Origin of the sequence: Mariniflexile sp. HMF6888 (genome assembly GCF_044335535.1) — a bacterium.
GTDB lineage: Bacteria > Bacteroidota > Bacteroidia > Flavobacteriales > Flavobacteriaceae > Mariniflexile.
The window spans coordinates 39,127-54,885 of sequence record NZ_JBIQVZ010000010.1; the positions used below are offsets into that span (position 1 = coordinate 39,127).

General features: G+C 33.7%; 12 protein-coding genes. 11 read left to right on the top strand and 1 reads right to left on the bottom strand.

The window, feature by feature from the left end; translation table 11 throughout:
* Nucleotides 1-128 precede the first annotated feature (128 nt).
* The 3 genes from ACGLWY_RS16580 (at nt 129) to ACGLWY_RS16590 (ending at nt 3,722) form a co-directional block, all read left to right on the top strand.
* Entirely contained in the window at nt 129-1,631 is a 1,503-nt protein-coding gene (locus ACGLWY_RS16580; protein WP_396620790.1) for a PAS domain S-box protein, read from the top strand.
* A complete protein-coding gene (locus ACGLWY_RS16585; protein ID WP_396620791.1) occupies nt 1,628-2,674 on the top strand; it encodes a response regulator in 1,047 nt (348 codons plus the stop codon). Before ACGLWY_RS16580 ends, ACGLWY_RS16585 begins: the two co-directional genes overlap by 4 nt.
* Before the next feature lie 205 nt (nt 2,675-2,879).
* Nucleotides 2,880-3,722, top strand: coding sequence for a universal stress protein (locus tag ACGLWY_RS16590; RefSeq protein WP_396620792.1), 843 nt, complete (start codon nt 2,880-2,882; stop codon nt 3,720-3,722).
* 1,434 nt (nt 3,723-5,156) lie between these two features.
* On the opposite strand, the gene upp is transcribed toward ACGLWY_RS16590, so the two are convergent.
* The gene (gene upp, locus ACGLWY_RS16595; RefSeq protein ID WP_396620793.1) at nt 5,157-5,810 is read right to left on the bottom strand and encodes a uracil phosphoribosyltransferase; all 654 of its coding nucleotides are present in this window, start codon (nt 5,808-5,810) and stop codon (nt 5,157-5,159) included.
* A 197-nt stretch (nt 5,811-6,007) separates the two neighbouring features.
* Between upp and ppsA the strand changes: the two genes are divergently transcribed.
* The 8 genes from ppsA (at nt 6,008) to ACGLWY_RS16635 (ending at nt 15,485) form a co-directional block, all read left to right on the top strand.
* Complete coding sequence (gene ppsA / locus ACGLWY_RS16600) at nt 6,008-8,419, top strand: phosphoenolpyruvate synthase (RefSeq protein ID WP_396620794.1); 2,412 nt, start codon at nt 6,008-6,010, stop codon at nt 8,417-8,419.
* A gap of 6 nt (nt 8,420-8,425) precedes the next feature.
* Entirely contained in the window at nt 8,426-9,181 is a 756-nt protein-coding gene (locus ACGLWY_RS16605) for an SDR family oxidoreductase (protein ID WP_396620795.1), read from the top strand.
* Nucleotides 9,182-9,246: 65 nt separating this feature from the next.
* A complete protein-coding gene (locus ACGLWY_RS16610; RefSeq protein ID WP_396620796.1) occupies nt 9,247-10,356 on the top strand; it encodes a fatty acid desaturase family protein in 1,110 nt (369 codons plus the stop codon).
* Nucleotides 10,357-10,406: 50 nt separating this feature from the next.
* Nucleotides 10,407-10,985: a hypothetical protein gene (locus ACGLWY_RS16615; protein WP_396620797.1), complete on the top strand. Its 579-nt coding sequence runs from the start codon at nt 10,407-10,409 to the stop codon at nt 10,983-10,985.
* 134 nt (nt 10,986-11,119) lie between these two features.
* Nucleotides 11,120-12,838 (top strand): adenosylcobalamin-dependent ribonucleoside-diphosphate reductase, encoded by a 1,719-nt coding sequence (locus tag ACGLWY_RS16620; RefSeq protein ID WP_396620798.1) that lies wholly within the window; start codon nt 11,120-11,122, stop codon nt 12,836-12,838.
* 79 nt (nt 12,839-12,917) lie between these two features.
* Entirely contained in the window at nt 12,918-13,763 is an 846-nt protein-coding gene (locus ACGLWY_RS16625; RefSeq protein WP_396620799.1) for a universal stress protein, read from the top strand.
* Nucleotides 13,764-13,791: 28 nt separating this feature from the next.
* Nucleotides 13,792-14,649 carry a universal stress protein gene (locus ACGLWY_RS16630; RefSeq protein WP_396620800.1) on the top strand — a complete coding sequence of 286 codons (858 nt, stop codon included), beginning with the start codon at nt 13,792-13,794 and terminating at the stop codon, nt 14,647-14,649.
* Nucleotides 14,646-15,485, top strand: coding sequence for a universal stress protein (locus ACGLWY_RS16635; protein WP_396620801.1), 840 nt, complete (start codon nt 14,646-14,648; stop codon nt 15,483-15,485). The genes ACGLWY_RS16630 and ACGLWY_RS16635 overlap by 4 nt, the downstream gene beginning before the upstream one ends.
* The last annotated feature ends 274 nt before the right edge of the window (nt 15,486-15,759 follow it).

Genomic DNA, 15,759 nt, shown 5'->3' on the forward strand with positions numbered 1-15,759 from the left:
ATAGCAGACTAAGCATAAAAAAAGAAACGAAATATGGACGGATTTTAGTCATTCCTGCCGGCAGGCAGGTTTTAGGAAATAGAAAAAGTCAAGATGAGTTCTATAACTCTTTTTAATCTGAAAAACAAATGTTTAACGATGATAAGGATATTTTTAAAATTTTATCTGATGCGGTTTCAGAGGGTATTGTTATTGTAGATGCAAATCGGAACATTGTTTCCACAAATATTTCTGCCGATACTATGTTTGGCTATAACAAACATGAATTAAAAGGAAAAGGATTAAATACATTAATCCCAAAAAATTACCACTCCAAACATAATACTTATTTCGAGGGTTTTTATAAAAATAGTGAGAAACGTAAAATGGGTGATGGTCATGATTTATTCGGATTGCATAAAAATGGTCATCAATTTCCTGTTGAGGTCGGTTTGAATCCTTTTACAATTTTCGATAAAACCTATATAATGGTTCTTATCATTGACATTACAGAGCGCAAACAAGTCGAACAAGAACGCAATTACCTATCTAAAATATTCGACGATTCACTAAACGAAATTTATGTCTTTGATTCGATTTCGCTAAAATTCATCAATGCCAACTATGGCGCACAAAAAAACCTGGGCTATTCGTTGGGTGAATTAAAAGAAATGACTCTCATGGATATTAAACCTGAATTTAATGAGAAAAAAATAAGAAAACTAACAGAGCCTTTAGTCAAAAAAAGTAAAGACAAAATTGAATTTGAGGCGATCCATAAACGCAAAGATGGAACCACATATCCTGTGTATGTGAATTTGGAATTATCAATTTTAGGAGAGAAAGAAGTCTTTGTGGCTATTACTCTAGATATAACAGAGCAAAGAAACTACACCCAAAAATTAGAAAAAACGGTTAAGTTAAGGACAAAGCAACTTAAAGCCTCACTCAAGCAAGAAAAAAATATTAACGAATTGAAAACCAAATTTTTATCTCTTGTTTCCCACGAATTTAAAACACCATTGAGCACTATATTAACCTCTTGCATCCTTTTAAGTAAATATTCATTTCAAGAGCATCAAGACAAAAGGGAAAAACATATTAAAATGATTACAGATAAAGTGAATTATCTAAATAATATACTGGACGAATTTTTGTCTATTGAAAAATTGGAAGCCGGAAGAATAAATTACAAGTTTACGCCCTTTAGATTGAGTAAATTAATTGATGAAGTTGTTTACAATGCCAACATGTTGCTAAAGGAAGGGCAACAAATTAAATATCCTGAAAAAATAGAAGATATATCCTTGGTACAAGATGAAAAGGCTTTAGGGTTGGCCCTGTCCAATCTAGTGCATAATGCTATCAAATATTCGTCAGAGAACACGGTTGTTCATTTAAATATCAAGCAAGATGAATCCAAGACAACTTTTGAAGTTATAGATTCTGGTATTGGAATTCCAAAGAAAGACCAAAAGAATATATTCCATCGTTACTTTAGGGCAGAAAATGTTTTAATAATCCAAGGAACGGGAATTGGTCTTAATATCGCAAAGTCCCATATAGAGAATTTAGGTGGCACAATAACCTTTAAAAGTAAGGAAAATAAAGGATCAACGTTTATTTTAACCATACCAAATAATGCCTCATGACAACGAAAGTATTATTAATAGAAGATGATGTCTCATTAAGGCTAAACACTGCAGAAATACTGGAGTTATCAGGTTATGAAGTCATTATGGCTTCCAATGGTAAAGTAGGTGTTGAAAAAGCCATCCAACAGCATCCAGATATTGTTGTTTGCGATATTATGATGCCAGAATTGGATGGTTATGGGGTTTTGGAGTTGCTTTCAAAAAATGAAAATACCAAGTTTATACCATTCATTTTTTTGTCTGCAAAAACGGATCGAAAGGATGTACGTTTGGGAATGAATCTTGGGGCAGATGATTATATCACCAAACCATTTAATGAAGAAGATCTTATAATGGCCATTGAAAGTCGTTTGGCAAAGGGTGCTATTTTAAAGGAGAATAAAGATATTCTGGAAAAAGTTGATAAGAATGATGAAATCAGAACGCTCAACGATCTTAAAAATTTTTTTGATGATAATGGGGAGGCATTTGAGTTTCAGGCAGGTGAAGCCATTTATAGAGAAGGACAAAATTCCAATCATATCTTTTTGGTTATTAAGGGTGTTGTAAAATGCCATAAATTAGATGAACAAGGTAAAGAGCTTATAACTGCCTTATATAAAGCAGACGATTTGTTTGGATATACATCATTTATTCAAAATATTCCCTATCAGGAAGCTGCAACGGCTGTCAAGAATACAGAGTTGGTTGGTATTTCAAAAGACCAACTCAAAAACATTCTCGATAATAACCATAAGGTCACTTTGGAGCTTATTCAGCTACTTACTAACGACCTTATAGACGTCAAAGACCAATTGTTGCAAATGGCTTACAGTTCTGTAAATAGGAAAACCGCAACAGCTATTTTGAAGTTTGCAGAAAAAATGAACAGAAAACCAGAAGATCCCATTAAAATTTCTCGAAGTGATTTGGCAAGCGTTGCTGGCATTGCAACCGAAACGTTTATTAGGGCCATGACTAATTTTAAAAAAGCGGGACTTATTGAAATTGAAGGAAGAAATATTAAAATTTTGAACCTTCAAAAACTTCAGGATATTTAATAACCATCAGTCATTGTTCCTAAACATGATGGAAATCATTTTAGGACGCTACCCAACCCTATATATTTGTTAAGCACCTACTAAGCAATTAGGTACTGATGTAATATAAATGATATGAAACACCCATGAGAATAGCATTCACAGATACGAGGATGATTATTAAGGGCGTTCCATCTGGCAATTAAAAAGCAATAAAAATAAACAGATGAAAACCATTTTACTGCCCACGGACTTTTCTGAAAACTCATGGAATGCCATTAAATATGCACTTAAATTTTTTGAGGGTTCAACCTGCACTTTTTATTTATTGCATGTCAATACATTGAGTTATGCAATAACAGAAGATTCATATTATATGGATACCGAAGATTTAATTGAAAAGACCTTTATAAAGCCATCTAAATTACAATTAAGAAAAATTTTGAAGCGGATATCCCAAGAATTTCCTGTTAATAAAAACCACCATTTTTTTATACTTACAGATTATGGGTTTTTTATAGACTCCATTCGTAAGCATGTGGATGAAAAGAAAATCGACATGATTATAATGGGAACCAAAGGAGCTACCGGTCTAAAGAAATTAATTGTTGGAAGCAATGCCGCAGATGTTATAAAAAAAGTAAAGTGCACGACTTTGATAGTGCCAGAAAATGCGACGTTTACTAACCTGAACGAAATAGCCTTTCCCACAGATTATTTTTTAACCTATGGCGTTAATCTCCTAAAACCTATTTATGAAATCATAGAGATGCATCATCCAAGCCTAAGAGTAGTGCATATTGGTCATAAACATGAAAAATTTAATTTAAGTCAGCAAGATAACAAGGATTTAATCCAGGACTATTTCAGTAATTTTGAAGTGCGTTTTTATAATCTTACCAATGAAAGTGTTGAAGATGCTATCGAATGTTTTGTACAAAGCAGGGATATTAATATGATTGCCATGGTGGCAAAAAATTTAAATTACTTTCAACAAATTTTATTCCATTCCAAAGTTGAAGAGATAAGTTACCATACCAATATTCCATTTTTAGTAATTCATGAATAGTTTATACCATTTAAGCTGATAATTATCATGATAATTTTAATACATAAATAATAGCTTTGTTCTGGATTCATCTATTAATTGAGCTTCTATTGACCTCATAAAACGATATCTATGGACGTATCACTTTTTTTAGCAAAATTCTGGGGTTGGTACCTTATCATATTTTTTGTGATTTTGACTTTCAATCCCATTAGGATTAAACAAGTATTTGAAGATTTAAAGGACGAAAAATTTCTTATTCTTTCATCACTTTTGGCAACCATTGTGGGTTTGTTGAATATATTGTTCCATAATATATGGAGTCCATCATGGGTCTTAATAATTACACTTATTGGATGGTCATCTTTATTTATAGGTTTGGCACTTTTTATTATACCTAAAAGAACAGTAATCTGGCTGAATTTTATAAATGTTAAGTTAGTACAAGTTATTTATATTTTGCTATTTCTAACGGGACTCTTCCTCTTGAATCAGTCATATGGTATTGTACTTTATTAGTTTTAAACTGATAATAATCATTTCATTAAACATATCTCCTCTATATTTTTATAATATTATTTAAAGATTTAGAATGAAAATCCTTAAATAATAAGCTATTAATCAGAAGGAGGCAGTCTAAAAAGTCTAGTTCTATGTCATATTGAGCACTTCGACAAGCTCAGCACAGGCTTTATCGAAATATTTTAACTTACTGGTAATCAATATCGGTTTCGACAAGCTCAACCTGACAAATTAAATTTAAAGAACTTTTTAGACAGCCTCTTTTATACTATTATAGGATAACTAGTGTCGTTTTTTTTTTTTTTGCAAACTGATATATATCATTTTTAAACCCATATTGGTATAGTAAATTAGCATCATAAATAAAAGCGTTCTTTCTCATTTAAAATATATGAAGTCTATAAATCGTATGATTTTTTAGCCTTCAAGAAGAATTTGGAGATATTACTTAACATAACATTATCAGTTGCCCTTTAGCAATAGAGTTATAATACTGTTTGTTTTTAATGTTAATTGATAAACTTAAATTCTTCGGAAAACAGGAAGCTTTGGCTTCCTGTTTTTTAAAAAGCATAGACCTTGCCATTGCAAGATGTCAAGGTCGAAACAAGATGTTCGAAGCTGTTATACAACAGGAAAACCTCCATTTGATCATTAGTGATAATGTTCAATTGCTGAAAACCGCATGTTAGATAGCATCATTGAATGTTTTGGGAAAACAGGGAGTTTCGACTTCCTGTTTTTTAACTGTTAAATTTCATAATAAATATAAAATATCTACAAAAAGACATTCAAAGTTGTTTTTTAACTGAAAAGCTAAATTCTCTTTAGCAATGAAGGAATATTAGCGATTAGAAAAGGTTACAAGATAAAATTGAATGTACAACGAAAACGGAGAAATATCTAACTTCTCCGTTTTTGATTCAACAATCCTTATAATTTTATTCCAAAGGATAAATCACCAGCATCACCAAGACCAGGAATAATATAACCTCTATTACTTAACTTGTCATCTATGGAGGCAATCCATAAATGGGTGTGTTTAGGAAATATCCTGTTGATATATTCTATCCCGGTTTTTGAGCCTATAACTGCGACTATATGTATTTGTTTTGGCACCCCATGTTGTTTAAAAGCTTTCAGCACATTTACCAAGGTTTTTCCAGATGCCACCATAGGGTCACATAAAATCAAGGTTTTGTTATTAAGTGATGGTGATGCAAGATATTCAATAACAATCTCGAAAGAATCACTGTTATTGCTGTGGTCCCTGTAGGCCGATATAAATGCATTCTCAGCTTTGTTATAGTAATTTAATAATCCCTGATGCAAAGTTAGGCCAGCCCTTAACACTGAACATACAACAAGTTGATCATCATATACGGCCATCGTCTTGCTCCCAAAAGGTGTTTTAATATCTTTATTTTTATAATGTAATGTTTTGCTCAATTCATATCCTAATACTTCACCAATATGCTCAATATTCTTTCTGAAGCGCATGGCATCTTTTTGTATATCAATATCCCTTAATTCAGACATGAACTGATTTAAAATAGAATTGTTTTTAGAAAAATCATGGACAATCATTGATTTTGAGATTAATATGTTATGTGGATTAAAATTGATGAATAAAATTCAATTTTTAAATGACATATATCATTGATGTTATTGATTTATGTGAATACATTTAACTTCATACAAGGATAGAATTATATTGTGATTAAACTATGAAGATATAAATTTTTATAAACATAATTCCAATCACACCACCAATTAAAGTAATAATGAAAGGTACAAATCGCATCTTATTCTTTGATCAAATCAGTATTTCTGATATTGCAAAAGTTGGCGGAAAAAATGCTTCGCTTGGCGAAATGTACAATAAGTTAAACCCTAAAGGGATTAACACTCCTAATGGTTTTTCATTAACAGCAGATGCCTATCGCTTATTTCTCGAACACAATATGATTGAGCAACAACTAAATGATTTATTGTTTTCGTTAGATACAAAACAGTATTCAAATCTTGCTATCATTGGAGAAACGTCAAGAACTTTGATTTTATCTGGAACATTTCCAACCGAAATTATTGATGAAATCAATGAAGCATATAAAAAACTTTCTAACGATTGTGGTATTAAAAATTTAGATGTCGCGGTTCGGAGTAGTGCCACCGCTGAAGATTTGCCTACTGCCAGTTTTGCAGGACGCATGGAGTCTTTTTTAAATATTAGTGGAGAGAAACAGTTACTTGAAGCGGTACATCTTTGCTATGCATCTTTATTTACCGATAGGGCCATAAAGTATCGCCACGACATGGGTTTTACAGGAATGGACATCGCTATTTCGGTTGGCGTTCAGCAAATGGTGCGAAGCGATAAGGCATCTTCGGGTGTGGCATTTACAATTGATCCGGACAGTGGATTTCAAAACGCCATAATCATTAATAGTTGTTGGGGCTTGGGAGAAAATATTGTTCAGGGTAGAATTACACCCGATGAGTGGATTGTATTTAAACCAACACTTTTGAATAATCATTTAAACCCTGTTTTAAAAAGTCGTTGTGGCAAGAAAGAATATACAATGGTGTATGTGGATAAGACTAAAAGCGTATCAGCAGAAAAAACAATTATAAATAGGGATACCCTTTTAGAAAAGCAGGATAAATTTTCATTGACACACCAGGAAGTTATTCAATTGGCTCAATGGTGTTACAAAATTGAGCAACATTATGGAAAGGCAATGGATATTGAATGGGCGAAAGATGGATTAACTAATCAGTTATATATCGTTCAGGCAAGACCGGAAACTATTCATGGAAAAGGGAGAAAGCAAATACGTGAGATTTTTACGCTTAAAGAAAAGGGAAAACTACTGACCAAAGGAATTGCATTAGGCGATAAAATAGCAACAGGGAAAGCTCGAATCATTTTGAATCCACGGGACGGAAATCAATTGCAAAAAGGAGAGGTTTTGGTAACCGATATTACAAACCCTGATTGGGATCCAGTATTGAAAAAAGCCAAAGGCATTGTTACTAATAAAGGAGGTAGAACCAGTCATGCCGCTATTGTAGCAAGAGAAATGGGAACAGTGGCTGTGGTTGGCTGTGGTAATGCAACAGAGGTCATTAAGAATGGTCAAGAAATCACCGTTTCTTGTGCAGAAGGAAAAGAAGGACATGTATACGAAGGAATTTTAAAAATGGAAATATCGGAACAGGATTTTAGTCAATTGGCTATGCCGGACATTGCTCCCATGTTCATTCTTGCCGATCCCGACCGCGCTTTTGAGCTTAGTAATTATCCCAATAAAGGAGTTGGACTCATGCGTTTGGAATTTGCCATTTCGAATGCTATAAAAGTACATCCATTGGCACTCATTGAACCAGAGAAAATACAAGATGAACAGGTGAAGAAGGAACTAAAAGAATTGACAAAAGAATATGAAGACGGAAAAAACTATTTCATTGATAAATTGGCCGAGGCAGTTTCCATGGTGGCAGCAGCGTTCTATCCAAAAGATGTGATTGTCCGCATGAGTGATTTTAAGAGCAATGAATATGCAAATTTAATTGGAGGGATGTATTTTGAGCCACATGAAGAAAACCCAATGATTGGTTTCCGTGGGGCGTCTCGCTATTACAGTGATTTTTACAGAAAGGGATTTGCTTTGGAATGTGAAGCCATGAAAAAGGTACGTAATGAAATGGGTATGACCAATGTTAAATTAATGATTCCATTTTGCAGAACTTTAGAAGAAGGACGAAAAGTAATTGCAGAAATGGCAATCAACGGATTGACTCAAAAAGAAAATAGTTTGGAGATTTATATGATGGTCGAAATTCCCAGTAATGTCATATTAGCAGATGAATTTGCCAAACTATTTGACGGATTTTCCATAGGCTCTAATGATCTGACTCAACTTACATTAGGTTTAGACAGGGATTCAGCATTAATTAGTTATTTATTCAGTGAAGAAAATCCTGCGGTAAAAGGATTGATAAGAGAAGCGATTCGCGCTGCAAAACGAAAAGGAATTAAGGTTGGTTTGTGTGGACAGGCACCAAGTGATATTCCTGCATTTGCCAAATTTTTAGTAGAAGAAGAAATAGATAGTATTTCATTTAATCCTGATGCTTTGATCAAGGGAATTGAAAATATTATAGATGCAGAGCGTGAATTAGTAAAACAATAAATAATAATGGAAACACAATTTAAGAATAAAGTAGCCATCGTAACTGGAGGCTCATTCGGAATCGGTAGAGCTGCAGCCATTGCATTTGCAAAAAAAGGAGCAAAAGTAGCTGTTGTAGATTGGGTAGAGGATAATGAAACACTCAATCTCATCAAATCTTCGGGAGGAGAAGCCATATTTATCAAATGTGACGTATCAAAAGCAGTGGATGTAAAAACAATGATAGAGAAAACGATTAGTGCCTTTGGTCGCCTAGACTATGCATTCAACAATGCGGGCATTGAAGGAATCATGGCAATGACGCATGAATGTACCGAAGAAAATTGGGACAAAACCATTGGTGTTAACCTCAAAAGTATCTGGCTTTGCATGAAAAATCAAATTCCCGAAATGCAAAAACAGGGCAAAGGTGTCATTATTAACACGGCATCTATTGCAGGGTTGGTGGGCTTTTCTGGTTTACCAGCTTATGTAGCTTCAAAGCATGGTATTATTGGGCTAACGAAAACCGCCGCTTTAGAATATGCAAAGTTAGGGATAAGGGTGAATGCCGTTTGCCCTGGTGCAATTAAAACGCCCATGATTGATAGGATTACTGGAAACAAAAAAGAAGCTGAAGAGCAGTTTGCAGCAATGGAACCCATAGGGAGACTCGGACAACCAGAAGAAGTTGCGAATGCCGTGTTATGGATGTGTTCGGATGAAGCATCATTTGTAACAGGACATGCCATGGTGGTTGATGGCGGATGGGTAGTTCAATAGTTATGTTTAATTTTTCATAAAAATCGTTTTTTCATATTTTGTTCACTATAAAATAATATTAGACAATGAAAACAGTAAAATTTATTTCCAATGATTCACATCAAAAAGAATTTGGAACGGAAGTAAGAAAAAACGTTAATAATTACTTCAGAGAAAAAGGAATTTCCAAGAAAGGAAATGCAATGATGTTTGTAAAAGCAATCATCATGTTGTCTATCTACATTGTACCATTTGTATTTATTTTAACTACCCCAATGAATATATGGTTGGTAGTATTGCTTGTTATACTAATGGGTGTTGGTGAAGCAGGTATAGGCATGTCGGTGATGCACGATGCGGCACATGGTGCTTTTTCCAGCAAACAATGGGTAAATAATTTATTTGCTTCTACCATATATCTTCTTGGAAGCAATACATTCAATTGGAAAGTTCAGCACAATATTTTTCATCATTCATTTACAAATATTTATGGATATGACGAGGATATTGAAACAAAAGCAGTCATACGTTTATGCCGGCATGCACCATTAAAAAAATTTCATCGGTTCCAGCATGTTTATGCCTTCTTTTTTTATGGGCTTATGACACTATCCAAGCTGGTTACAGATTTTGGGCAATTGGTAAAATTTAATAAAGCAGGATTAACCAAAGAACAAGGCCGCAAACCGCCCCTTGAAATCGTTAAACTTATAATAGCAAAGGCAATATATGTATCTATTATTATTGGTCTGCCACTGCTATTAACAGATTTTATCTGGTGGCAAATATTGGTAGGTTTTGCTATCCTACACATAACTGCTGGAATGATTATGAGTACCGTTTTTCAGATGGCGCATGTGGTGGAAGGAACAGAACAACCTCTTCCCGAAGAAGGTGTTATTAAAAATACATGGGCCGTTCATGAGTTACTGACTACATCTGATTTTGCTAGAAATAACCTTTTTCTAAATTGGTATATAGGTGGACTTAATTTCCAGATAGAACATCATTTGTTTACTAATATTTGCCATATCCATTATAGAAAAATGGCACCTATTGTAGAACAAACTGCACGTGATTTTGGACTAACATATAATCTTAAACCAACATTAATTGATGCATTTACTTCACATATAAGGAGATTGAGGGCGTTGGGCAGACAACAAGGTAACGAAGAGCATACTCTGCTCTTCTAAGCCAGTATAACGCTAAAAATTGACTTTAGTATTCACATAATTTTATTATCATGGAAATTATCTACAAGGGTAAGGAAGCTGAAACTTACAAAAAATCACCATCAAAGCCGAGTGAAGTAAGTATATGGATTGATTCCTACGATGATTTATTTTCTGATTTTGACCCCATGCCTTATTCAGAACGAACACTTTCAGATGATTTTATTATTCAGGTAAAGAAAATGGTTAGAAAAAAGGGTGAAAAACTATCCAAATTAAACCTCCTATTGATAGAACAGGTGAGAAGTAAGCAAGACGAGGCTACGATTGCAAAGCGTCTACATGAACATTTTCAAATGATGGCTGGGCAACTTGGTGATGATATCAGGAAAACAAATAGAAGAGGTTTTATATTAACTGTGTCCGGCATTATTTGTATGATTATTGCGAGCTATATTTCATTCGTTGGGTCAGAACAGTATGTCACACACATGCTGCGGGTCTTGTTTGAACCTGCGGGCTGGTTTATGGTTTGGGCGGGACTTGACAAGTTTGTATATGATTCGAAGAAAACAAAAAAGGAGCTTCTCTTTTACTTGAAGATGGTGGAGGTAAAAGTAGAGTTCTCTAACTATTTACCTGCTATATAACGGACAAAATAGATAGTGATATTATTAATATAGAATGGATTATAAAACAATAAATAACTATAGAAATACCATTCTAAGATAAAATAGTCATTGTAAGGGGGGGAGGTAAAAACAATGCTTTAAACTCTCTTAATATGGAAATATTGACCAAAAATGCCATACAAATTCTTGAGGACCGTTATTTACTAAAAGATAGCAAAGGAGCCCTTATTGAAAATCCCGAACAGCTTTTTCGTAGAGTGGCCAAATTTGTTGCAAGTTGCGAAAAGGAGCGTGTTGTCGATTGGGAAAATATGTTTTACGACCTTATGAGTCAGCTTAAATTCTTGCCAAATTCACCAACCTTAATGAACGCAGGTTGCAAAAACGGTCAATTAAGTGCGTGTTTTGTTTTACCAATAGAGGATAGCCTAGAAAGTATTTTTACGACTTTAAAGCATGCAGCTTTGATACATCAAAGTGGAGGAGGCACTGGGTTTAATTTTTCGAAGCTGCGACCTAAAAATGATTTGGTGAGTTCCACAAGCGGTACATCATCTGGTCCAGTTGCTTTTATGAAAATTTATGATGCTGCCACGGAATATGTAAAACAAGGAGGCAAAAGGCGTGGAGCCAATATGGGGATCTTAAATGTCAACCATCCTGACATTATTGAGTTTATTCAATCAAAATCCAGTAAAAAAGCTATTGAGAATTTTAATATTTCCGTAGGTATCACAAACGATTTTATGCGAGCTGTTGAGAACGATTCTAACTGGAAACTTATAAACCCTCGTACACTTAACATAGAGAAAACGCTCAAAGCAAAAAAAATATGGCAACTGATTGTCGAAGAAGCTTGGAAAACAGGAGATCCTGGATTGGTTTTTTTGGATGCTATAAACGCCGCAAATCCAACACCTAAACAGGGAAATATAAATTGTACAAATCCCTGTGGTGAAGTGCCTTTGTTGAATTATGAAAGTTGTAATTTAGGGTCAATCAACCTTTCAAAAATGACACGTATGGTCAATAATAAATATGAGGTTGATTGGGAGGAATTAGCTTCTATCATTCAAATTGCCATTCGATTTTTGGATAATGTTGTTACAGTAAATCATTACTTAATGCCAGAAGTGGAGGCGATAACAAAATCCAATAGAAAAATCGGACTGGGAGTCATGGGATGGGCAGAACTTCTCATTTTATTGGAAATACCCTATGAATCCGATAAAGCACTCACTTTAGGTGAAAAACTTATGGAATTTATTAAACAAGAAAGCTATAAGGCTTCAGCAGCAATAGCCATGGAAAAAGGTTCATTTCCAGAATGGGAAAGAAGCATTTTTTTTCCAAATTACAAAATGAGAAATGCTACCTGTAATAGTATGGCACCTACAGGGACTATTTCGGTTATTGCAAACACATCCTATTCGATTGAGCCCTTGTTTGCCTTGGCTTATAAAAGAGTTGGCATCTTAGGAGGAAAAAAACAAACAGAGTTAAATAGTGTTTTTCTACAAAAAATGAAGGCGCTGAATCTATGGACCGATGCCTTGAAAAAGCAACTCTACCAATCTGGTAGTATTCAGGGAGTAGAAAGCATACCTCCACAAATAAAGTCTTTATTTAAAACAAGTTTGGAAATATCTTGGCAGTACCATTTGTTGCATCAAAAGATTTTTCAGAAATTCACTGATAATGCCGTTTCAAAAACTATAAATCTATCTAAAGATGCTGGTGTTAAAGATGTTTCTGATATTTATAGGATGGCATGGGAATATAAACTGAAAGGTATCACGATTTATCGCTATGGCAGTAAAGACCACCAGATACTTCAAAAATGTAGTCTTAATAATAGTACAGATTGCTAATTGATTTTATCTGATATATATCATAGTTTCTATCTAAAAAACAGTTTAAATTTATCTGAAATCCTAAAAAGTATATGCGATGCTATCTATACTTCTTCCTACAGATTTTTCTGAAAATTCAATGAATGCGGTCAAATATGCATTGGAATTTTTTAAACATCAAAAGGTTGATTTTTTCTTTATGCATGCCTATCAAAATGACTTTTATAATCATGAAGAGTTGGCGTCCCGTGAGGTTTTTGATGATATTTTGGAAAAAGTGAAGAACCAATCGCAAAAAAGTCTTGAAAATCTTCTTGAGACTGTAAAAAAAATGACGTCAAACTCTAGGTTCACTTTTCACGCCATATCTGCTTACAATACGCTGGTAGACGAAGCTAATCTCATTGCGGATTCTAAAAAGATTGATTTGATTGTAATGGGTACGAAAGGAAAGTCTGATGAGCGACATATTATATTTGGAAGCCATACTTTTCAGGTTTTGAAGTACGTGAAATGTCCAGTTTTGGCGATTCCTTCAAATTATACCAATACACAGCCAAAACATATTTTGTTTCCAACCGATTATCTAATTCCATACAAACATCGCGAACTAAAATTGTTATGTGATCTGGCCGTATCTAATAAAAGCATTATAGATGTATTGTATATTTCGAAAAGCGATAAATTATCACTTAGACAAGAAGATAACCAAGCTTTTATAAAAGAAACCATCTGTAAAACCAAGATTGTTTTTCACATAGAGCACAGTAAAAAAATAACTGAAACGATTCAAAATTATATAAAGACTCATGCCATAGATATGTTGGTTATGGTGAATACCCAACATTCATTCTTAGAGGATATGCTGTTTCCTTCTAACATAGATATAGTAAGTGTGGACCTTAAAATACCACTTTTGGCGCTGCAAAACGCAACACGGTAGATATAAATACATTAAAAAGTTATTGGTTATGAAAAATATTCTTTTACCCACCGATTTTTCAGATAATTCATGGAATGCCATCAAATATGGAATAAAACTTTATAAAGATGATGAATGTACATTTCATTTGTTTAACACGTATATCCCCGTTATTTACCATGTAGAGTATGTGTTGGCATATCCAGCTCAATTCGGTTTGGGAGATGCCATAAGAGAGGCTTCATTGCAGGGTTTGGACAGGTTTATGGACCGAATTTCTAAGGAATTTAAAAATAATACAAACCATAGATTTGAGACGATTGCCAGGTTTGATACTTTGGTTCTTGGTATTAAAGAATTGATTGACGAACGCCATATTGACCTTATAGTTATGGGTACAAAAGGGGCAACAGGAGCCAAAGAAGTATTGTTAGGCTCAAATACCGTTCAGGTTTTTAAAAATATAAAATGCCCAATTCTAGCCATTCCATCAGATTTTGAATATGAATCACCTTTAGAGATTCTGTTTCCAACCGATCTTGATGTTGATTATCAAAAAACATCCTTAGACCTTCTGGTAGATATTGCAGTAATGCACCATTCAAGAATAAATGCCATGCATGTTTCAACAGGCTATGATTTAACAGAAACACAAGAGAGTCATAAACTGGTATTAGAAAATATGTTCAAAAGCACAGCTTATTTATTCCATGATGTTGAAAGTATGGAGATAGTAGATGCCATTACTAAATTTCAGCTCAAGTATAGAATCAATATGTTAGCCATGATAAACAATAAACATTCTTTTTTTGAAAATTTATTTTTTAAGAATACTATCAATCAAATAGGGTTTCATTTGAATATTCCATTTTTGGTAATTCCTTCTAAATCACATCGCGAGTCATGAAAACCAAGACATTACATATTTTACTGCCAACCGATTTTTCCGATAATGCTTGGAACGCTATTGTATATGCTTTAAAATTATATGCAGACGAATTTTGTACCTTTTATTTTTTGCATTCCAGATATATTTTAAATCCTGTATCCAGAACTTATATTACCACGCATTATGTCGATACGTTAAAAGAGCAAGCATTAAAGGAATTGGCAGATCTAAAAGACCAGACAGAAATTGCCAATGCCAATGCCAACCATGATTTCAAAACGCTTTTATTTGAAGAGGAACTAATGGATGCTGTTAATGAAGCAGTTAAACAAAATGCTATTGATATTGTTATTATGGGAACTAAGGGAGCAACAGGTTCAATTGATTATTTGTTTGGAAGCAATACAGTAAAAGTCGTTAACAAGATTAAAAACTGCCCAATTTTAATTGTTCCAGATGAACATGATTTCATTGCGCCAAAGCAAATAGCATTTCCAACGGATTACAATCGCTTTTACAATGATGAATTAAGGGCACTCAAAAATATGGCAGATTTATTCAATTCTAAAATTCGAGTCGTACATATTAGTACCGAAAAAGAATTGTCAAGTATTCAAAAGTATAATATGGCGATGCTTGAAAACTATCTGGTCGATTATGAATGCAGTTTTCATTGGTTGCCCGATTACACAAAAAAAGCAGAAGCGATTACAACATTTATTGAAGAACTCAAAATAGAGATGCTTGCTATGGTAAAGTATAAGCACAGTCTTTTAGAAACCATAATCAATGAGCCAGTGATAAAGAAACTGGCTTTCCACCCAAAAGTTCCCGTATTGGTAATACCAGAGTGAGCTGGTATAGAAAATAGAGAATAGAGAATAGACAATAGAAAATTCGGAAGATTATTTAGATTAATTATTACAAAAAGCTAGGTCACAACAAATCAGTAATCTCTTTAAAAATCCATTATCACTGTGTTTGCAGTGAATTGTAAAAATTTTTATAGGAAACAATGATTATATAATCAAAAAAATAAACTCATGAAATGCCCATTAACAAATATGTCAAAAACCTCCCGAAAGCTTTCGGGATATGATATTTGAGCATGTCATCTGACAATTAAAA